This window comes from Rhodobacteraceae bacterium M385 (assembly GCA_025141835.1).
In the GTDB taxonomy this organism is placed as follows: Bacteria; Pseudomonadota; Alphaproteobacteria; order Rhodobacterales; family Rhodobacteraceae; genus Gymnodinialimonas.
Genome location: CP081102.1, coordinates 1,817,802 through 1,836,986, shown reverse-complemented (window position 1 = coordinate 1,836,986; position 19,185 = coordinate 1,817,802). Strand labels below are relative to the sequence as shown.

General features: G+C 60.3%; 20 protein-coding genes. 8 read left to right on the top strand and 12 right to left on the bottom strand.

Annotation, left to right across the window (positions count from 1 at the left end; genetic code table 11):
- Positions 1 to 33: 33 nt before the first annotated feature.
- From K3728_08990 to K3728_08975, 4 genes are all read right to left on the bottom strand, one after another.
- The gene (locus K3728_08990; protein ID UWQ97328.1) at positions 34 to 2,145 is read right to left on the bottom strand and encodes an enoyl-CoA hydratase/isomerase family protein; all 2,112 of its coding nucleotides are present in this window, start codon (positions 2,143 to 2,145) and stop codon (positions 34 to 36) included.
- A 14-nt stretch (positions 2,146 to 2,159) separates the two neighbouring features.
- Complete coding sequence (locus K3728_08985; protein UWQ97327.1) at positions 2,160 to 3,341, bottom strand: acyl-CoA dehydrogenase family protein; 1,182 nt, start codon at positions 3,339 to 3,341, stop codon at positions 2,160 to 2,162.
- Positions 3,338 to 4,405 (bottom strand): acyl-CoA/acyl-ACP dehydrogenase, encoded by a 1,068-nt coding sequence (locus tag K3728_08980; protein ID UWQ97326.1) that lies wholly within the window; start codon positions 4,403 to 4,405, stop codon positions 3,338 to 3,340. The genes K3728_08985 and K3728_08980 overlap by 4 nt, the downstream gene beginning before the upstream one ends.
- A gap of 70 nt (positions 4,406 to 4,475) precedes the next feature.
- Positions 4,476 to 4,931: a MaoC family dehydratase gene (locus tag K3728_08975; GenBank protein ID UWQ97325.1), complete on the bottom strand. Its 456-nt coding sequence runs from the start codon at positions 4,929 to 4,931 to the stop codon at positions 4,476 to 4,478.
- 126 nt (positions 4,932 to 5,057) lie between these two features.
- Between K3728_08975 and K3728_08970 the strand changes: the two genes are divergently transcribed.
- From K3728_08970 to K3728_08950, 5 genes are read left to right on the top strand one after another with little or no spacing between them, the layout of a single operon-like run.
- The gene (locus K3728_08970; protein ID UWQ97501.1) at positions 5,058 to 5,879 is read left to right on the top strand and encodes an alpha/beta fold hydrolase; all 822 of its coding nucleotides are present in this window, start codon (positions 5,058 to 5,060) and stop codon (positions 5,877 to 5,879) included.
- Complete coding sequence (locus tag K3728_08965; protein ID UWQ97324.1) at positions 5,876 to 6,550, top strand: glutathione S-transferase; 675 nt, start codon at positions 5,876 to 5,878, stop codon at positions 6,548 to 6,550. Before K3728_08970 ends, K3728_08965 begins: the two co-directional genes overlap by 4 nt.
- Positions 6,547 to 7,743 (top strand): CoA transferase, encoded by a 1,197-nt coding sequence (locus K3728_08960; protein UWQ97323.1) that lies wholly within the window; start codon positions 6,547 to 6,549, stop codon positions 7,741 to 7,743. Before K3728_08965 ends, K3728_08960 begins: the two co-directional genes overlap by 4 nt.
- Complete coding sequence (locus K3728_08955) at positions 7,743 to 8,351, top strand: carboxymuconolactone decarboxylase family protein (protein UWQ97322.1); 609 nt, start codon at positions 7,743 to 7,745, stop codon at positions 8,349 to 8,351. The genes K3728_08960 and K3728_08955 overlap by 1 nt, the downstream gene beginning before the upstream one ends.
- A 12-nt stretch (positions 8,352 to 8,363) precedes the next feature.
- Complete coding sequence (locus K3728_08950; protein ID UWQ97321.1) at positions 8,364 to 8,972, top strand: flavin reductase family protein; 609 nt, start codon at positions 8,364 to 8,366, stop codon at positions 8,970 to 8,972.
- 18 nt (positions 8,973 to 8,990) lie between these two features.
- On the opposite strand, the gene K3728_08945 is transcribed toward K3728_08950, so the two are convergent.
- Positions 8,991 to 10,217 carry a CoA transferase gene (locus K3728_08945; protein ID UWQ97320.1) on the bottom strand — a complete coding sequence of 409 codons (1,227 nt, stop codon included), beginning with the start codon at positions 10,215 to 10,217 and terminating at the stop codon, positions 8,991 to 8,993.
- A 168-nt stretch (positions 10,218 to 10,385) separates the two neighbouring features.
- Between K3728_08945 and K3728_08940 the strand changes: the two genes are divergently transcribed.
- A complete protein-coding gene (locus tag K3728_08940) occupies positions 10,386 to 11,138 on the top strand; it encodes a GntR family transcriptional regulator (GenBank protein UWQ97319.1) in 753 nt (250 codons plus the stop codon).
- Between the two features lie 18 nt (positions 11,139 to 11,156).
- On the opposite strand, the gene K3728_08935 is transcribed toward K3728_08940, so the two are convergent.
- From K3728_08935 to K3728_08905, 7 genes are all read right to left on the bottom strand, one after another.
- Complete coding sequence (locus K3728_08935) at positions 11,157 to 12,674, bottom strand: tripartite tricarboxylate transporter permease (protein ID UWQ97318.1); 1,518 nt, start codon at positions 12,672 to 12,674, stop codon at positions 11,157 to 11,159.
- A 5-nt stretch (positions 12,675 to 12,679) separates the two neighbouring features.
- Positions 12,680 to 13,120, bottom strand: coding sequence for a tripartite tricarboxylate transporter TctB family protein (locus tag K3728_08930; GenBank protein ID UWQ97317.1), 441 nt, complete (start codon positions 13,118 to 13,120; stop codon positions 12,680 to 12,682).
- 102 nt (positions 13,121 to 13,222) lie between these two features.
- Entirely contained in the window at positions 13,223 to 14,215 is a 993-nt protein-coding gene (locus K3728_08925; GenBank protein UWQ97316.1) for a tripartite tricarboxylate transporter substrate binding protein, read from the bottom strand.
- A 164-nt stretch (positions 14,216 to 14,379) separates the two neighbouring features.
- Positions 14,380 to 15,006 (bottom strand): fumarate hydratase C-terminal domain-containing protein, encoded by a 627-nt coding sequence (locus K3728_08920; GenBank protein ID UWQ97315.1) that lies wholly within the window; start codon positions 15,004 to 15,006, stop codon positions 14,380 to 14,382.
- On the bottom strand, positions 15,003 to 15,872 hold the full coding sequence (locus K3728_08915; GenBank protein UWQ97314.1) for a fumarate hydratase: 870 nt from the start codon (positions 15,870 to 15,872) through the stop codon (positions 15,003 to 15,005). Before K3728_08915 ends, K3728_08920 begins: the two co-directional genes overlap by 4 nt.
- Positions 15,873 to 15,915: 43 nt before the next feature.
- Positions 15,916 to 16,818 carry a 2-hydroxyacid dehydrogenase gene (locus K3728_08910; protein ID UWQ97313.1) on the bottom strand — a complete coding sequence of 301 codons (903 nt, stop codon included), beginning with the start codon at positions 16,816 to 16,818 and terminating at the stop codon, positions 15,916 to 15,918.
- Between the two features lie 11 nt (positions 16,819 to 16,829).
- Positions 16,830 to 17,594: an enoyl-CoA hydratase/isomerase family protein gene (locus K3728_08905; protein UWQ97312.1), complete on the bottom strand. Its 765-nt coding sequence runs from the start codon at positions 17,592 to 17,594 to the stop codon at positions 16,830 to 16,832.
- A gap of 208 nt (positions 17,595 to 17,802) precedes the next feature.
- Here K3728_08905 and K3728_08900 point away from each other — a divergent pair, with 208 nt between their 5' ends.
- Positions 17,803 to 18,750 carry a tripartite tricarboxylate transporter substrate binding protein gene (locus K3728_08900; protein ID UWQ97311.1) on the top strand — a complete coding sequence of 316 codons (948 nt, stop codon included), beginning with the start codon at positions 17,803 to 17,805 and terminating at the stop codon, positions 18,748 to 18,750.
- A complete protein-coding gene (locus K3728_08895; protein UWQ97310.1) occupies positions 18,747 to 19,172 on the top strand; it encodes a tripartite tricarboxylate transporter TctB family protein in 426 nt (141 codons plus the stop codon). Before K3728_08900 ends, K3728_08895 begins: the two co-directional genes overlap by 4 nt.
- The last annotated feature ends 13 nt before the right edge of the window (positions 19,173 to 19,185 follow it).

The window sequence follows — 19,185 nt, the reverse complement described above, 5'->3', positions numbered from 1 at the left end:
TAATCCCGCGCCGCAACACCCCCGATTCAAAACTCAGGCTTGGCCCGACTTCGTGCGTTCAATCTCCTGCCGCTCGGCCCGCAGGGGTGCCAGCATTTCAGCCACATCGCCGCGAGCAAACACCTTGCCCGCCGCCTTTGCCACGGCGTTTTCCATGGCCTCTACCCGGTCCGCCGACAGGCCCGATGCCCACCAAAGCGGCCCGCCTGTCCAACGGGGAAAGCCATAGCCATGCACCAGTGTCACGTCGATATCTCCGGGCCGCTGCGCGACACCTTCCGAGAGGACCAAGGCGGCCTCGTTCAAGATCGCGCCGAGCAATCGGTCTTGAATATCACGCTCTGAAAGGGACATTGCCGGCGTCCCCTTGGCGGATCGCGCCTGTGTAATGATGGCATCCACCGTGGCCGATGGCAGTGGCTTCGCGCCGTCGTAATCATACCAGCCGCCTTGCGTCTTACGCCCAAAGCGCCCCGCCTCGCACAGCCTGTCAGGGATATCCACGTAACGTGCCGCCGGATCGCGGGTGGCCGCCTGTCGTTTGCGCATGTTCCACGCGATATCGAGGCCAGACATATCGCCAACAGCAAACGGCCCCATAGCAAACCCAAAGGCCTTAGCCGCGCGGTCCACGTCCTGCGGGCTGGCCCCGTCCTCTACCAAAAACTCTGCATGGCGACGGTAAGCGGCGTAAATCCTGTTGCCAATAAAACCCTCGGCCACGCGGGCCACAACGGGCTGTTTGCCAAGCTTTCTGGCGAATGCCAGTGCCGAGGCCATGGTGCGATCCGCGGTATCCTTGGCCTGCACCACTTCCAGCAGTTTCATGATGTCGGCAGGGCTGAAGAAATGCAGCCCAACGACGTCGGCTGCACGCGCTGTCACCGCGGCCATTTCGTCAATGTCGAGGTATGACGTATTGGTTGCAAGGATCGCGCCGGGCTTCAGCAGGGCGTCCAAGGTGGAGAGCAGCTCTTTCTTGACGGCCATATCCTCAAACACCGCCTCGATCACCAGATCACACGGGGCAAGCTCGCCCATCTGGTCGCTCACGGTCAGAAGGTCCTTGCGCATCTGCGCGGCCGCCGCGCTAAGGCGACCTTTGGCGACGCTCGCATCCAATGCTGACGCAATGGCGGCGGCGGCCTTGTTGGCAGCATCCATGTCCCTCTCGATCAGGATTACCGGCAAACCGGCGGCCAGCACCGCGCGGCAAATCCCCTGCCCCATGGTCCCCCCGCCTACAAGGCCCACCTGTGCGATGGGGGCCGGCGCGGTGTCTGCCCCCTCCAGCTTCGTCGCGGTGCGTTCGGCGAAGAACAGATGGCGCAGTGCAAAGGCCTCTTCCTGCAAACGATAGGTTTGGAACGCCGCGCGTTCCGTTTGCAGCGCAGCCTCTGCGGGGGTATCGGCCGCCAGTTTCACAAGCCTGATCGCCTCGGCCACATTCGGGCGACCACGCCCACGCCTAAGCGCCGTGGCCTCGGCCGCTGCAATTTCTTCTTGCGTATTCTCAGGCACCGGAAGATCGCGCAGGCGGCGCTTGGTTGGGGCCGCTTGGATGGCCTGCGAGGCGGCCATAAACAAAGCCTCTGGCGTGGCGGCATCGGCTATCGCGTCGATCATTCCAAGCGTGAGGGCGGCGGGCGCTTTCACCCGTTTGCCCGAGCACACCAGCGCAATGGCTTCGGCCACGCCAGTCAAACGCGGCAACCGTTGCGTGCCGCCCGCACCCGGCACCATACCAAGCGTCACTTCCGGCAAGCCGAGCACCGCCTCGGGTGCTGCAATGCGCAGATCGCACCCCAAGGCCAGCTCGAACCCGCCCCCCAAAGACGCGCCGTGGATCGCGGCGCAGACCACATGGGGGCTGTCTTCAATAGCGGCGATAACCAGCGGCAACTCTGGCGCTGCCAAGGGCGCGCCAAATTCTCGGATGTCGGAACCGGCGATGAAACTGCGCCCTGCCCCCATAATGACGATACCGCGCAGGTCCATCTCTGCGGCCTCTTGCAAGCGGGCCAATACCCCCGCCCGCACCGCGGTAGAGCCCGCATTCACCGGCGGGTTGTGGATGCTGATGACGCCAAAGCCGTCTTGGATTTCAAACCGGACCACGTCCCCGGTCCCCTTGTGCTGAACCATCGTGTTTCTCTTCTTTATTTTGGGAGGTTAAGGCTGGCGCGGGCCAGTACATTGCGCATCACTTCGGTTGAGCCGCCGAAAATCGTCGTGGGACGGGCGGCCAAATATGTGCCCGCCGCGTCAAAGCGACTGTCGCCGCCTTCGGCAAGTTTCACCCCCGCAAGGCTGCCAGCGACCTGCATCAACTCTTCCGAAATGCGTTGATAGAGCTCGCTCTGGAAGATTTTCAGCACCCCGACATCGGCCCCGATGGGCGCACCGGTTCGCAACCGTTGGACGTAGGTTTCAAACAGATCATTGAGATCCGCCAAGTCCATCGCAAGGCGGGCGAAGCGATCCTGAAACGCCGGATCATCCCACAACCCATTGGCGCGCGCCGAGGCTTCCAGCCGCCCCAATGCGTTGGCCGACAGGCGCGGCGCGCCGATGAACACCCGCTCGTGACCCAACAGCGCCTTGGCCATGGTCCAACCTTGGTTCACTTCGCCCACGATGTTGCCCGCAGGGATGCGCACACCATCAAAGAAAATCTCGCAGAACTCGGCATGCCCTTCGAGGTTCTCGATCGGCCGCACCGTAACGCCGGGCGCGTCCATCGGCACCAGCAGAAAGCTGATCCCGGCCTGCTTCTTTACGGTCTTATCCGTACGCGCCAGCACGAAGGCCATATTGGCATCAGCGCCAAGTGTGATCCACGTCTTCTGCCCGTCAATAACCCATTCATCCCCGTCGCGTACTGCCGTTGTGCGCAGGGCGGCAAGGTCCGATCCCGCGCCCGGTTCGCTGTAGCCTTGGGCCCAAATATCCTCCCCGCGCAGAATACGTGGCAGATAGTAGTCCTGCTGCGCTTGGGTGCCGTATTGCATCAACAAAGGCCCCAACATGACGGTACCGATATCGTGGACACGGGCCGCCCCGTAGCGTTCAAATTCCTCTATCAAGATAAGGTGCTTACCTGCCCCAAGCCCCATACCGCCAAGGGTCTGCGGCCAGGTTGGGGCGATCCAGCCCGCGCGGGCCAATGCCGCGTACCATGGCCTTACCTCTGGCCAGCGCAAGCGATGCTGCGCAAAGCGGGGAATATCGGGGTAATTACTTTCCACAAAGTCCCGCGCCAGCGCCCGGAACTCAGCGTCGCTCAGGGCGTTGAAGTCGGGATGGGGGGCGTGATCGGCGATGAAGGGGGGCTGGGTCATGCCGCGTCCTCCCGATGGGTCATAAACCTTTCGCGCAGTCGGAATTCCGGGGCAAACTGCCCGGCCTCGACCACAAGTTTGCGAGCAAATAGCCCGATGTCGGCCTCGTCCGTGTAGCCGATTGCTCCGTGCATCTGAATCGCTTCCCTTGCCACGAGGCGCGCCAGTTCTCCGGCTCGGCTGCGTGCGCGCAAAGCTGCCATGTGGCCCGCATGATCTAGCTGCCCGACGTCCATTGAAGCCGCCGCCGCATCAATCGAGGCGCGGGCCAGTTCCAGTTGCACCTTCATTTCTGTCGCCCGGTGCTGGAGCGCTTGAAAGCTGCCGATCGCGACATCGAACTGTTGTCTCGTTCGCAGGTATTCCAACGTGATATCAAAAGCCTGCTCTGCAGCGCCGTGCAGGTATGCCGCGTGTAGCACCATGGCACGGGCCAGACAGGCCACGGGGTCGGTGCTGGGGTGCACTTCAACCGCCACCTCATCAAACGTCAGGGTCTCGCGGTACGTGCCATCGTGCATGGCAATTGCTTGGACCGTCAGCCCGCCCGCATCCCGTGGGATCAGCGCCAGTCCTTCGGCCGTCGTCACTGCATAAAGATCAGCCCCCGCGATCACGGCGCATTTTGTGCCGCTCAGTCGGCCATTTCGCACCGACACCCCTGCGGCGGGGTCCAGCCCATCCGCCGTGGCCTGCCAAGCGGGTAGAATGATGTCCTGCCCGGTAAGCGCGGAATCTAATGCGGTATGCGGGCCTGCGTCCTCTAGCAAATCAATCGCCAACGTAGCGGCGACATAGGGCTCTGGCACCAGGCCGCTGCCCAACACGCGCACCAGGGCGACCGCCTCTGGCAGACCAAGCGCCATGCCCCCTGCATCCTCGCTGGCCCGCAGTCCAAGCCACCCCATCTCGGCCACGGTTTCCCATCCGTCCCGCGAGAACCCGGGCGCTTGGAACCGAGCAGCACGCACCCGATCAAGCGAGCCATCCGCAGGCACCAACGCGCTGGCGCTGTCGCAGAGCATTCGGATGTTCTCGGTAGTCTCTTCGTCCATAACATGCATCGTTGAGCCCTTCCGCCACTGCCATTAAGGCGTAAACCTAGCTTAAAGCAGAAGTCAACTCAGGCCGCCCCTAGTGGCCGATCAGCAAGATCGCATCAGCGGCAATCGCCACCCGGCCCGCTTCGCCGATCTCGATGGTGGAGGTTAATGAAACCCGAGTGCCAAGCCGATGGGGCGCAGCCGCCGTCACGGTTTGACTAAGCCGGATATTTTCATCCACCGGAACCGGCGCGACAAAGCGCACGCGGTCATAGCCGTAGCTTAGCCCCGCGCCCCGCTCTTCAATCTTGAACAGCTGCCGTTGCCACTTTGGGATCAGCGACAACACAAAGAGCCCATGGGCAATCGTCCGTCCGCCCGGCGCCTCTTCGGCGGCGCGCGCCACGTCCACGTGAATCCAGTGATCGTCCCCCGTGATTTCCGCGAAAGCATTGATTTCAGGTTGAGAAACCTGCCGCCACCCCGTCGGCCCCAGGGTTTCCCCCACATGGTCAAGGAACCCGGCTGGCGTTTGCAGAACAAGCATTCAATATCCCTTTTCGGTGAAATCCCAATTGCATAACCGCAAAAAGGCTATATACCTAGCTTTTAACACGGTCAACGAAGCTGGAGTCATACAGAACCGATGGTAGCGCATAATCCCTCGTCCGAAATGGCGCCCTCAAAGGCGCTTGTGGTGGCCCGCGACGGCTATCACTTGCACGCACAGGTCACGCCGCCCGCTATGGCTGATGCGCCTTGGATCGTGTTTGGCAATTCGCTGGTGACAGACCTGTCTATCTGGGACGCGCAAGCCGATGCGCTTTCGGGTACTTACGGCATATTGCGCTACGATCAGGCCGGTCATGGACGCTCAGGCCAGCCTAACGGTCCAGTCGACTTTGACGCTTTGGGGGCTGATCTTTTGGCCGTCATGGACGCCGCAGGGGTAGAGAGCGGCGTTTATGTTGGCCTTTCCATGGGCGTACCCACGGGTCTTGCGGCCCACATCCAAGCGGCAGATCGATTTTCGGCACTGGTTTTCTCGGACGGACAAGCCAAGACCGCGCCCGGCGGGGCCGCCGGTTGGGCCGAGCGGATTGAGGGCGCGCGCGCCTCTGGCATGGCCGCCTTTGCCGAGGCGACAACGGGGCGTTGGTTGACCGAGGGCACAGGCGACGCCCCGCGCGCACGTCTGACCCAAATGATCGCGGCCACGCCCTTCGAAGGGTTTGAGCTTTGCGCCACGGCATTGAAAGACTACGACTACGCCGATGAACTGGCCCGCATTACCTGCCCGACGCTCTTGATTGCTGGGGCGCAAGACGGCGCGATGCCGGCTGGCATGGCAACCAAGCTGCAACCGGCAATTGCCAACGCGCAGATGCATGTCATCGATGCGGCAGGCCATGTGCCGTGCTTTGAGCAACCTGAAGCCTTCACGGCCCTGCTTTCCGGCTTTCTTGCCACCAACTTCGGAGGATCACGCCCATGAAACTACATTGGTCCCCCCGCTCGCCCTTCGTGCGCAAAGTAAACATCGTGCTCGAGGAACTAGGCCTGACCGATCAGGTTGAACGGGTTCGCTCGGTCGCTGTGTTTGCCGCAGCGCCGAACCCGGACATTCTGGCCGATAACCCCTTGGGAAAGATCCCTGTTCTGATCACGGACGATGGCCAAAACCTGTTCGATTCCCGTGTGATTTGCGAATATCTGATCACGCAAGCGGGACGCGATGATTTACTGCCCTCGAACCCGAAAGCGCGGGTCAAGCAGTTGCGTTGGCAGGCTTTGGGCGACGGGTTAACTGACATCTTGCTTCTGTGGCGCACGGAACGCGCGCGCGGGGAGATGGCCGATCCGGTCATCCTTGGCGCGTTCGAGACCAAAACCCGCGCGGCCCTTGCTGTTCTGGAGGCCGAAAGTGGCGATCTCGCCCGAACAGAGTTCGGGCTTGGTCATATCTCGATCATCTGCACCCTTGGACAGTTGGATTTCCGCTACGCCGATTGCGGTTGGAAAGCCGCCCTGCCCGGACTTGCGGCTTGGTACGCGGACATGAGCACCCGAGCCTCCGTTATAGCCACGGCCATCGTTGACGACGGCGATGGACCTGCGGGCGCTCTCGATACAACACCTTCTTTCACCTACGGGGCGACATCATGACTGGACCATTAAAACACATTCGGGTGCTCGACCTTTCTCGGATCATGGCGGGGCCTTGGGCGGGTCAAATTCTTGCCGACCTTGGCGCTGAGGTGATCAAGGTTGAACGTGCCGGCGTGGGCGATGACACCCGCAAATGGGGCCCTCCGTACTTGAAAGATAGCGACGGCAAGGACACCGCCGAGTCCGGTTACTATCTGTCGGTCAACCGGGGCAAAAAATCGGTGGAAGTCGATATCGCCTCGGCGGAAGGGCAAGCCGCGATCAAAGCACTGGCCGCGACCTCTGACATCGTGCTGGAGAACTTCAAAGTTGGCACGCTGGACCGCTATGGTCTTGGCCCCGACGATCTGAAAGCGGTGAAGCCGGATCTGATATTCTGCTCCATCACCGGGTTTGGCCAAGACGGCCCCCGCGCCAAGGATGTGGCCTATGACTTCATGATCCAAGCTATGGGCGGCTTGATGAGCGTGACCGGCGCCCCCGATGATGAACCCGGCGGCGGCCCGCAGAAAGTGGGTGTGCCGATCGTCGACATCATGACCGGCATGTATGCCACGATCGCGGTGCTCGCCGCGATTGCTGAACGGGACCAAAGCGGCAAGGGCGACACCATCGACATCGCCATGCTAGATGTGGCAACGGCGATGCTGGCGAACCAGGCGATGAACCATCTGGTCTCTGGCGCAACCCCCACAAGGCGCGGCAACAAGCACCCGAATATCCAGCCGCAGGACGTGTTCCCCGTACGCGACGGGCACATCGTTCTGGCTGTCGGCAATGATGAGCAATTCCAACGCTTTGCCACTGCCATTGGCCGCCCTGATCTATCGGACGATGACCGCTATTCCACCAACCGGGAGCGGGTGAAGAACCTGGGCACACTGCATCCGTTGATCTGTCAGCAATTGGCAGAAAAAGACCTGTCCGATTGGATCGCGATCTTTGGCGAGCAGAAGGTGCCTTGCGGTCCGATCAACACCGTCCCGATGGTGTTCGACGAAGCGCAGATCAAACACCGCGAGATGCTGCGCGACCTGCCCCACCCATTATCGGGCAAAGTCCCCTCGGTCGTCAGTCCAATGCGCTTTGATCGCGCCGCCCTGAGCTTTGACAATCCGCCCCCCCTATTGGGGCAGCACACCGATGAAATCCTTGCCCAACTTGGCCTGAACACTGAGGGAGATCACTAATGACACCCCGCATCCCCCTTCCCGGCCCCGAGGATATGAACCCACCCCAGAAGGCCGTCTACGAGAAGATCGTCAGCGGCCCCCGCGGCACCCTTGTCGGCCCGCTCCGCGCCGCCTTGCACAACCCATCTTTGGCGGATCGCTGGCAAGCCTTGGGCCAAGTGCTTCGGTACGAGACATGCTTGCCGCGTGATCTGAACGAGCTGGCCATCCTTGTTTCGGCCCGCCATTGGAATAGCGAGTTGGAATGGACAATCCACGCCCGCGCGGCCCGCGATGCGGGTTTGGCGGAAACCACGGTAGAGGCAATTCGCCTGTGCACAACACCTCAATTCGACCGTGAGGAACAGCGCGAGGTCTATGAATTCAGCCGTGAGTTGGTGGAAAACGGTAAGGTGTCCGATGCTACCTACGCGGCCTTGCTGGAGCGTTGGGGCGCCCTTGGCGCGGTCGAACTAACAGCGCTGGTGGGTTATTATTCAATGGTGGCCATGACCCTGAACGCCCACGGCATCCCCCTGCCCGATCACATCCCGGCCGAGCTCAACAGTGATGCGGCAACCCGCACGACACTGCCCGCCAGCCCGCGTCCCGCCGCCGCAGAATAATCGAGCCCGCGCATGTTCTATGACCCTCGGAGCCAAGACCATGGCCTGGCCCATACCCCTTGGACGGCCCTTGTCGTGCCGCGTCCTATCGGGTGGATTTCCAGCCAATCCTCGGACGGCATCGCCAACTTGGCGCCCTATAGCTTTTTCAACGCGGTGTCCGGCGCACCGCCCTTTGTGATGTTCTCCTCGGCCGGGCGCAAAGACAGCCAGACCAATATCGAGGAGACAGGCGAGTTCGTGGTGAATATGGCAGTGGCCGACCTGAAAGAGGCCTTGAACCAATCCTCCGCATCCTACGCGCCGGGAATTGATGAGTTTGAGCGTGCAGGTCTGGAAAAAGCGCCCTGCCAAAACGTCAACGTGCCACGTGTGGCGGCCTCACCGGTGGCGCTGGAATGCATCTTGAACCGTGTGGTCCCCCTGACCGCCAGCGACGGCACCAAAGTTCGATCCGACGTGATCTTCGGAGAGGTCGTAGGCATCCACATCGCCGACGACGTGATCGTGGACGGCGTTTTGGACATCAAGCGCATACGTCCGCTGGCTCGGTTGGGCTACATGGATTACGCGATCACCGAAGATGTCTTTGCGATGGCCCGCCCGGTCTTGGACGACTAGGCCACCGCCAAAGGGACGTTAGCGTATTATCCCTTTGGCCCGCAGCCCCGCGACCTGTTCAGCCGTCATGGCAAGGTCTTTCATCAACACCGCATCGGTATGTGCGCCCAGTTCCGGTGGCGCCAGATCATAGACGTTTGGCGTTTTCGAGAAAACGATCGGATTGGCGATCACGTCCATCTCGCCCACTTCCGCATGGGTCACACGTCGCTTGAGGTTACGGGCTTTGAACTGCGGATCGTCAAGAACATCATCGAAACCATTGATCGGCCCGGCTGCGATTCCCACGGCCTCGAGCGCGTCTTGCAGAGCGGTCGCCTGCCATTTGGCGATGCGGGTTTGCAGAAGCGGCACCAGGGTATCCTTGTGGTTCACGCGCTCCAGGTTGGTTGCAAAGCGGGGGTCATCGGGCAGATCCGGGCATTCCAAAAGCGCGCAGAGGCGCTGGAACTGAGGGTCGTTCCCGACGGCAATCATGATCGGCTTGTCGGCCGCATCGAAGGCCTGCCATGGGCAGGTGATTTGCGATGCCGTGCCGTTGCGGAATGGCACATCGCCGCTGGAGATGTAGTTCATCGCCACATGGGACGCGGCATGGACCTGCGCATCATACAAAGCGATATCAAGGTGTTGGCCGCTGCCGCCCGCTGCGTCGCGGTGGTTTAGCGCCGCTAGGATGCCGATCACGGCATAGTAGCCCGCGTTGATATCCGAGATGGAGTAGCCCACCAGATTTGGCCCCGCGCCGGGTTCTCCTTCAGGGACGCCGGTAATGCTCATCACGCCGCTCATGGCCTGAAAAATCGGGTCATAGCCCGGCAAATGGCTGCGCGGGCCGGTTTGCCCGAACCCGGTGATAGAGCAATAGACGAGCCGAGAGTTAACCTTCGACAAGGTCTCATAATCAAGGTTGAAGCGGGCCATGTTGCCGACCTTGAAATTCTCGATCAACACGTCCGCTTCTGCGGCCAGTTGGGTGATGATCTCCTGCCCTTCGGGTTTGGACATATCCACCGACAAAGAGCGTTTGCCCCGGTTCATCGCCAGAAAAGAAGAGGTCTGTTTGGTCGCGTTACCCTGTGCATCCACATGAGGGACACCCATGCGCCGCACATCATCGCCACCCTTCACATGCTCGACCTTCAGCACATCGGCCCCAAAATCCGCCAGCATTTGTCCCGCCCACGGCCCCGCAAAAACTCGACTGAGATCAAGCACCTTGAGATGAGACATTGCACCGGCCATGGCGACCTCCTCTGTATTAATGAAGTAGTATATACTACGTAAAACTAGCTGATAGCATTTAACCTGACATAGCTTGCGCATTCAACGCAAAACGCAATAAGCTAGCACAACTGGACGATTAGTCCGTACGTCGGCGCTGCCCGGCCCCTTTTTAAGACGGAGAGTCCGATGCCCGAGACAGGCAAACCATCGCAAGCCGCCACCGCGATCCGCAAAAGCGCCGTCGCCCGCTATCTGCAATTAGCCGCCCTGTTTCGCCGCCGGATCGAGACCAGCGAATGGCCCGTGGATTCGCGCATTCCCACGGTAGAGGAGCTGGCTAAGGAATGTGGCGTCGCCAATATGACGATCCGCCAAGCCCTGAGCCTGCTGGAGCAAGAAGGCCTGATTGAACGCTTCCGCGCCAAGGGCACCTTTGTCCGCAAAAGCAATCGCCGCGACCTCTGGTGTGAGGTGCAGACCGATTGGAACGGTTTGTTGATGTCGCGCGACAATGCGGAATTGGAAGTGCTCAGCGCCCAAACCGGCACCAAGCCTACCGACTATCCGGCCGACGTCGGTAAACTTGCCGATTCCTATCTGCACCTGCGCCGCCGCCACAGCCGCGACGGAGAAAACTTTTTGTTGGCTGATGTGTTCATCGACGAACGGGTCAGCGAAAAGATCGATCCCGCTGATTTCACAGCAAAAACCTCGATGCGGCTCATTGCCGATATCCCCGGCCTCAAGATCGTCGATGCGCGGCAAATCCTGACCATCGGCTCGGCTGATCCAGAAGTCAGCGAACTATTGGGCGTGTCTTTAGGCGACCCGATTGCCTATGTGCAACGGATTGCCGTGGCCGAAGATGGGACCGTCGCACTGATCGCCAACGGCATCTATCGGGGCGATATGGTGCGGGTCGAAATCAAGCTAACCTGAGGTCGACCCGCTGGTTCCCTAGGCTTCACCAGGTGGCACGCCCTGGTCGCGGCGCGCCCGCATTGCACCGCGCACACCGCCGAAGATCGCCCATAGCAGCATCAGCGCAGACATTGCCAAAATCGTGCCCGTCAACGGATCTGACACGACGCGCATGACGTCACCTCTTGCCAGCAACATGGCACGGCGTAGGTTCTCTTCCAGCATGGGCCCCAGAACAAACCCCAGAATAAGCGGCGCGGCGGAATACCCAGTGCGTTGCAACAGGTAGCCGAGGCCCCCGAAGATCACCACAAGCCCCACGTCAAACACGCTGGTCCGCATCGAGAACACGCCAATACAGATCAGGGCGATCACCACCGGGTAGATATACTTGTAGGGGAACTGAAGCACCTTCACCCAAAGCCCGATCAACGGAATGTTGAGCACCAGCAGAAAAAGGTTACCGATCCAGAAGCTGGCAATCAGGCCCCAGAAAATCGTGGGATGGTCTGACACCAATAGCGGCCCCGGCGTAATCCCGTGGATCATCAAAGCCCCCAACATGATCGACATCGTGGCGCTGCCGGGAATGCCGATGGTCAGGGTCGGAATGAAGGCAGTTTGGGCGGCGGCGTTATTGGCGGATTCAGGGGCTGCTACCCCCTCAATCGCGCCTTTGCCAAAGCGGGTTTTATCTTTGGCTAAACGGATTTCCGTCGCATAGGCCAAGAACGCCGCGATGACCGTCCCCGCCCCGGGCAAAGCGCCTAAGAAGCCGCCGATGCTACTGCCGCGCGCCATGGGCCCCACGGTGCGGCGCATGTCGTCGCGGGTAGGCATCATGCTTTTCATTGTCACGGGTTCGGTGATCTTGCGGGTGCCTGCCTCTCGGACCGAACTGACAACTTCCGCGATCCCAAATAACCCCATGGCAATCGCCACAAGGCTGACACCGTCGCGCAGCTCCAGAAAGCCAAAGGTATAGCGGAAATCACCCGAGGTAACATCGGTGCCGACGGTGCCTAGCAACAGGCCAAGCACCACCATAATCAGGCCCTTCACGATTGACCCGCCGCCCACAGTCACAGCTGCAACAAGCCCCAAAAGCATCAAGGCAAAGTAATCGGCCGGACCAAAACTCAGCCCCACTTCTGCAATCGTCGGGCCAAAGCCCATCAGCGCAATCACGCCAACAGAACCGCCGGTGAACGAGGCGATTGCCGTCACAAAAAGCGCCACGCCCGCGCGGCCTTGTTTCGCCATCGGGTTGCCATCAAGGCAAGTGACCGCCGCCGAAGGCGTCCCGGGCAGGTTCAGCAGGATCGAGGCAATAGAGCCACCGTATTCGCCGCCATAGTAGATGCCCGCCAAAAGGATTAGCGCCGTTGTCGGCTCTAGATAGAAGGACATCGGCAGCAGCATGGAAATCGCGGCAAGCGACCCGAGACCGGGCAGGACGCCGATAAAGGTACCCAAAAACACCCCGATGAAGCAGTACATCAGGTTCTCGATCGTCATCGCCGTGGCGAAACCCAGAAGAATATTGTCCCACATAGCGGTTATGGCCAATCAAACAGCGGCATTGTCATGCCAAGGAAGCGGGAAAACAGGAGCCACGCCCCCGTCGAGGTGACTACGGCCAGGATCAGTGCTGCGCCCCAACCAAAGCGTTTCTCAGATAGTGTCGTGATCCCGATCACCACGAAAAAGGCGGGGATCATGCCGAAAAGATACATCGTCACGGCAAAGCCCGCGACGGCGGCAAGAATGGCCAGAAACGGGCGCCAATCCACCGAGATCGGCGGGGATGGCTTCAACGCGGCGGTAATCATTTCGCTGATCGCCAGAAGGGTCAGAAACCCCGACAGAACGACCGGAAAATACCCCGGCCCCATACGGCGGGCCGATCCGAAGTCATAGCCTAGCGCAATGATGAAAGCCGCCGCTCCAAGCACTGCAAGGATGCCGGCGACGATGAAACGCAGCGATAAGATGTTCATGGTCTCTACCTGCCAAAGGTTTCGGATCAACGCCCCTGAAAGGGCAGCGACCCATGGCGAAAGGATTGGGGGCCACCCGCTAAGATGGCCCCGCAACCTAGATTATTCGGCAATGCCCAGTTGCTCAATCACGCCAGACCATTGTTCACGGTTGGCTTGATGGAAGGACGTCGCTTCCTCCGGTGTTGTCTGAGACGGCGACAGGCCTGCTGCGGCGTAGTTTTCCAACACTTCAGGATCACGCATCGCAGCGTTCAGAGCGTCAGAAAGTGTCGCTTGAACATCGGCGGGCGTGCCTTCGGGCGTGACCAGAAGGTTCCACAAAGTTGCGGAATAGCCTTCAAACCCAGATTCGGAAACTGTAGGCACTTCTTCCATCAACGGCGAGCGGTCAGGCGAGGATACGGCGTAGGCCACGATGCCCCCTGCCCGCACTTGTTCCGCCGCGCCCGGCGTTGTCAGAAGCGCCACATCGACGTGGCCGCCAAGGGCGTCGTTCATCAACGGCGTATTGCCCTGATAAGGGATGTGCAGCATCTCGACACCGGCGATATCTAGCAGATATTCCATCGCCAAGTGGCCCGGCGTCCCAACACCCGACGTGCCATAGGCCAGCGCCTCTGGATCAGCGGCAGCTGTCGCGATGAGATCCGAGAGGTTCTCGGCCTCCAGCCCATTGCGGCCTGCGATGACAAGACCAAGGGTGCCCATCACGCCGATCACATCGAGTTCACTGTCGAAATCATAGCCCGGCTCACGGCCCATGGCATCGATCAGGATCGACGCGCCAACACCGCTGACGCCAAGGGTGTAGCCATCAGGCTCGGAGGCGGCGACATGGCCGATGCCCACGGTGCCACCGGCGCCGGGGCGGTTTTCGACAACAACGGGCTGACCCAATGTTTCGGTCATATGCTCGGCCAGAATACGCGCCACAACGTCGGTGGAGCCGCCGGGTGGGAAGCCCACGACCAGCGTTACGGGCTGGTTTGGGAATTCTTGTGCGGCCACGGCGCCCGCGCTGAGGATAGCAAGCCCCCCCACTGCAAGCGCCGCCGCCGTGCGGCCGAGGGTGATTTTGATCTGATTAGACATCTGGTATTCCTCCCGTTTAAGTGGCTTTAGTGCGCATTACCCCGCGCACTCGCCAAAAAGCTATTCATATAGCTTTTACAAGAATGCCGCCCGATGCAAGGAAAAACTTAACGACCTGTCGCTGAGTCAAAGCGATCGACGCACTTTGCCGATTGCCCTATGCGTTACAAGGCGTCTCTTGCGGCCCGCATCTCATCCAAAATAGCCTCTCGCTTCGACAAAGCGGCGTTTGTCGTCTGGTCGTAGATGCTGTTTCCATGGGCATCGATTCCCACGGTCAGAGGCCCCAATCGCTCTACCTCGATACGGGCGATCCGGTAGTGAGAGATCATTTCCGGCCAGCCGATTCCCGTGACCTTCTTGATCCCGGCGGTAATAATCTCGGCCCCTCCTCCCAAGAACGCGAGGTAGACACAGCCCGCTTCCTTCATTGCCGCCGCGCATTCGGCGTTCAGGCCGCCCTTCCCACCAGTGGCCCGCAGGCCAAGGCCGGGGATCAAACGGGGCATATGAGGGTTAAACCGCGTGCTGGTGGTGGGGTTCATATAGACGATCCGTAGCGATCCATCGTCGGCCTCTTCATTCAGGCTACCCAAATGGAACATCGCCGCGCCGTTCAAATCAAACGGCAAAGGCTCCACCCCATCAAGACAGCCCAACAAGCGGTCATGGGTGGGCATGCCTGCGGTCGTGTAAATCTCTCCGGTCAGATAAACGAGATCGCCGACATTGAGGGCACGCACCGCGTCTTCGCTTAGCGGAAGGGTTAGTTCATGCTCAACCATGCTCATTCGCCATACTCCATCCGGCCATCGCCCCAAAGCTTCACACTGGTGCGGCGGTTGATCCAACAATTGAAGGCCACTGCCACGGGGGTAAAGCCGTGACCGCTGGCAAAATCAGCGTGCACACCCAACACGGTGGTATCTCCGCCGGTGCCCATGGGGCCGAAACCCAAGGCGTTGACCGCCTTGAAAATGCGTTCCTCCATCGCCGCGAGGGTCGGGTCTGGGTTGACCTGCCCCAAAGGGCGCAACGTCTGCTTTTTAGCCATGCCAGCGCAGTAGTCAAAAGTGCCACCGATACCGATCCCCATCACCACCGGCGGGCAATGCTGTGCGCCCGCCTTGATTGCGACGTCCAGGATATAGGTTTCGATCTCCTCCAACGTAGGGAAGGTAAACAACTCCATCGCGGCCCACCGCCCGGAGCCGAGCGCCTTGGGTGAGCAGATGATTTCCACGTAGTCCTGACCGCTTTCGAAGTCATAGCTGACAATGGGCATATCCTTGCCGTGATAGCCGCGCTCTAACGTCAGCGGGTTGGTCACATGCTTCAGCAGCGGCGGTTCGATGGTTTCAACGAGGTCTTCGTAGCCTGCCCTGATCGAGGCTTTGAAATCGCAGTCCAAATCCGCTTTCGCGCCCACCTTCACGAAATACACCGGCACCCCGCTGTCAGAGCAGACGAAACGATCTTTCTTTTCGGCCAACTCAGCGCTGCGCAGTTGCAGCTCTAGCGTATGGCGTGCCGTCTCGTGGGTTTCAGTCTTCATCGCCGCAGCCAACGCTGCCTTGGCGTCTTCCGGCACCTTGCGCAGCGCCCGAGAGTAGAGCTCTTTCGTGGCCTGGTGGATCATCTCATCTGTGATTGCCATTTCCGGCTCCTCCCTTTGCTAAATCAAGCACGCATCTGGCTGGCTACAGGCTTTGCGTCAGCAATCGTTTGATTTCTGCTATTAAATCTCGGCGGTTCTCGTGCGTGAACACGGCAGCATGAGGCGACAGAATACAGATGGGCAGGTCCAGAAACCGAGCATCTGGTGTTGGCTCATTCTCGAACACATCCAAAGCCGCCCCTGCAATTTGGCTGCTATCAAGCGCCGCGATCAGCGCAGGCTCCTGCACCACAGATCCACGAGAGACGTTCACAAGATACCCCTGCGGCCCGAGCGCTCCAAGGACATCGGCGTCAATAATCCCGCGTGTCGCGTCTCCTCCGGCACAGGTCAGCACAAGCACATCTACTGATGCCGCCAAAGCGTGAAGGTCGGCCTCGAACGCCCAAGGCACGTCTTTCTTGCTGCGCCCGGTGTAGGAGATCTGGCACCCAAAAGCGGCGAGTTTATCGGCGACCCGCCCGCCGATGCGACCAAGCCCGACGATCCCAATGCGACGCTCTGCCAATCGCCGCCCAAGGGCAGGACGCGCAGCCGCCCACTGACCACTGCGCACAAAACGATCGTTGCTAACGACGTTGCGCAAGAGCGCGAAGGTTAACGCCACAGCGCAATCGGCGGTGTCTTCCGTCATCACATCGGGCGTCGGGTGCAAAGTGATCCCCCGCGCCTTCAGGTCGTCAAAATCAAAAGTGTCAATGCCTGCGCCGACGCTGGCAATCATCCGCAGCCCGGGCAACTGCACCAGCAAGTCGGCCCGCGCCCCTCCCATGGCCGAGGTCAGCCCGATGGCGATCCCAGCACGTTCTGCGTCAGACAGCGCCGCCAATGCCTCTGCGTCCAGCAATGTCACATCAGCCGCCACCCCGGCGCGAAGGTCCGGAGGAACAGAACCCAGCAATGCGACCAAAGGCTTGCGCGTCATACCCGTCCCCCTCAAGGTTTGAACACGGGCGCACGTTTTTCTTGGAAGGCGGCCATGGCCTCGGCGCTATCGGCAGAGGTGGACAACGCCTTGGTCTGACCCTGCTCAAACCGATAGCCCTCATAGACCGATTGGCCTTCGGTCACTTGGAACGAGGCCTTTGCCGCTCGCACCGCAGAGGGGCTGGCCTTGGCAATATCGCGCGCAATGCCCATGGCCGTATCCAGCAACGCCTCAGGCGCAGTACAGGCCGAGGCGACACCCATCCGCAGGAGGTCCGGCCCATACATACGCCGCGCCGACAACAACATGAGGCGCGCATCAGATTCGCCCAAATGGCGCCGCACATGCGCCACCCCGCCCGCAAGACCGACGTTCACTTCGGTCATTTGAAGGTAGCCCTTCTCGGAAAACACAAGGATATCGCAACACAGCGCCGTCACACAGCCCGCGCCAATCGCGGGGCCGTTCACAGCGGCGATCACCGGCTTCGGGCATTCCATAATGCAGTCAAAGCTCGCGCGAACGCGGCGGTTATGGGCGGTGTAATTTCCCGGTTCCTGCGTGGGTCTCTCGGACAGATCAGCCCCTGCGGAGAAGGCTTTCCCCTCGCCGGTCAACACGATGGCACGCACGTCCGCCCGATCCCCAAGACTATCCATAACAAGCTGCATTTCTTCCCGAAGCTTGTTGTTTTGGGCGTTCACTGGGGGGCGATTGATGGTCACGGTTGCGATATACTCATCAACGGTAACCGAGAGCGTTTCTAAGGTCATGGGCGATCTTTCCAGACGGCAAAGGATGGCTGAATACCCCGCTGTTTTCGCACAGAGCTAATATCAGCACAAGCGCAACATCTAATAATATAGCTTTTAGAGTAACTTCACCCGCCATCGCTCGGTCCAACTCCGAAAATTCGTAAAAAATGCTTTGCATGAACCAAAAGGCTATGTTTATAACTTATTGAACATTGGGAGGACGATCATGAACATCATTAAATCACTACTCATCGGCACCGCGATGACCAGCGCCATGGCCACAGCAGCTGTCGCGAACACCTGTCCCGAGGGTTACCCCGGCGGCAATGTGAACTTTCTTGTGGGCTATGGCGCAGGGGGTGGCACCGACACCGTGGCGCGCCGCGTGGCCAGCGATATCGCGACGGCGACCGGTTGGACAATCGTGGTCGATAACCGCCCCGGCGCCAGTGGCGGCGTAATGGCGCGGAGCCTTCTTGACGGCGAAGCCGACGGATTGACCATTGGTGTCGTCAGCAACACTACTGTCGCCATTAACCCCCACGTGAACGCCGATATCGGCTACACCCATGATGATTTCGCCTATCTCGGCACTGGTATGGTGTTGAACTACGGCTTGGTCACCTTGGCCGATAACCCCTACAGCACCCTTGAGGAATTTGTTGAATTTGCTCGGGAAAATGGCCGAGCGACGATTTCCGTTGGGGCGTCTAGCCACACGATCGCAGTCACGACTCTGGCCGAGCACTTCGATATTGATCTGGTTGCCGTCCCTGGCCAAGGCTCTGCCGCAGCGCTGCAAGAGGCCCTGGGCGGCCACGTCAATGCCACCATCCAAGGTGCCGCGCACGTGCCCCAGATTGAGGCAGGCGCCATGACGCAGCTTTCCACCCTTACTGAGAACCGCGCCAGCTACGCCCCAGACACCATGACAGCGATGGAAAGCGGCGTGGATCTGTCCATTGAAGGTCACATCATCTTCATCATGAACAGCGAAACACCGGCCGAGGTCCAATCTTGCCTTGCCGACGCGCTGGCCGAGGTCACCTCGTCCGACGCCTATGTCGAGTTCCTTGCCGGGCGCTCTGCCGTACCGGGCAACATGGGGGCCGAAGGCACTGCTGAATGGGTCGCAGAAGCCTCGGCTTTCTACGGCGCACATTTCGCCCAATGATCTCTAACGATCGCATCCAGGGCATCGTTGTCTTCGGGTTTGGCCTACTGCTGCTGTTGTGGCTTGTGCCAAGCTACGTGACCGCGATGCCCGGTAACCCGCTGGACCCATCGTTGTTCCCGCGGGCCGCGGCCTGGATCATCACCGGGTTAGGGCTTGCACAGATTGTGCTGGCCCGCCCCGGCGGCTCTGCCCCCGATGGGCGAGAGGTCTTTGGCTTTGTCTGTTTCATCGGCGCCCTCGTGGTGGCGGCCCTCCTGCTGCCCATGGTTGGCTTTATTCCGGTGGCCTGTGGGCTGATGATGGCGAGCCTTGTGCTGTTACGGGAACGTCGCCCGCTTTGGGCGGCAACAACGCTGATCGGCGTGCCGGTCTTTGTGTGGTTCCTGTTCACCGTTCTGCTGTCTCGGTCCCTGTCTTAACATTCGCCCTGAG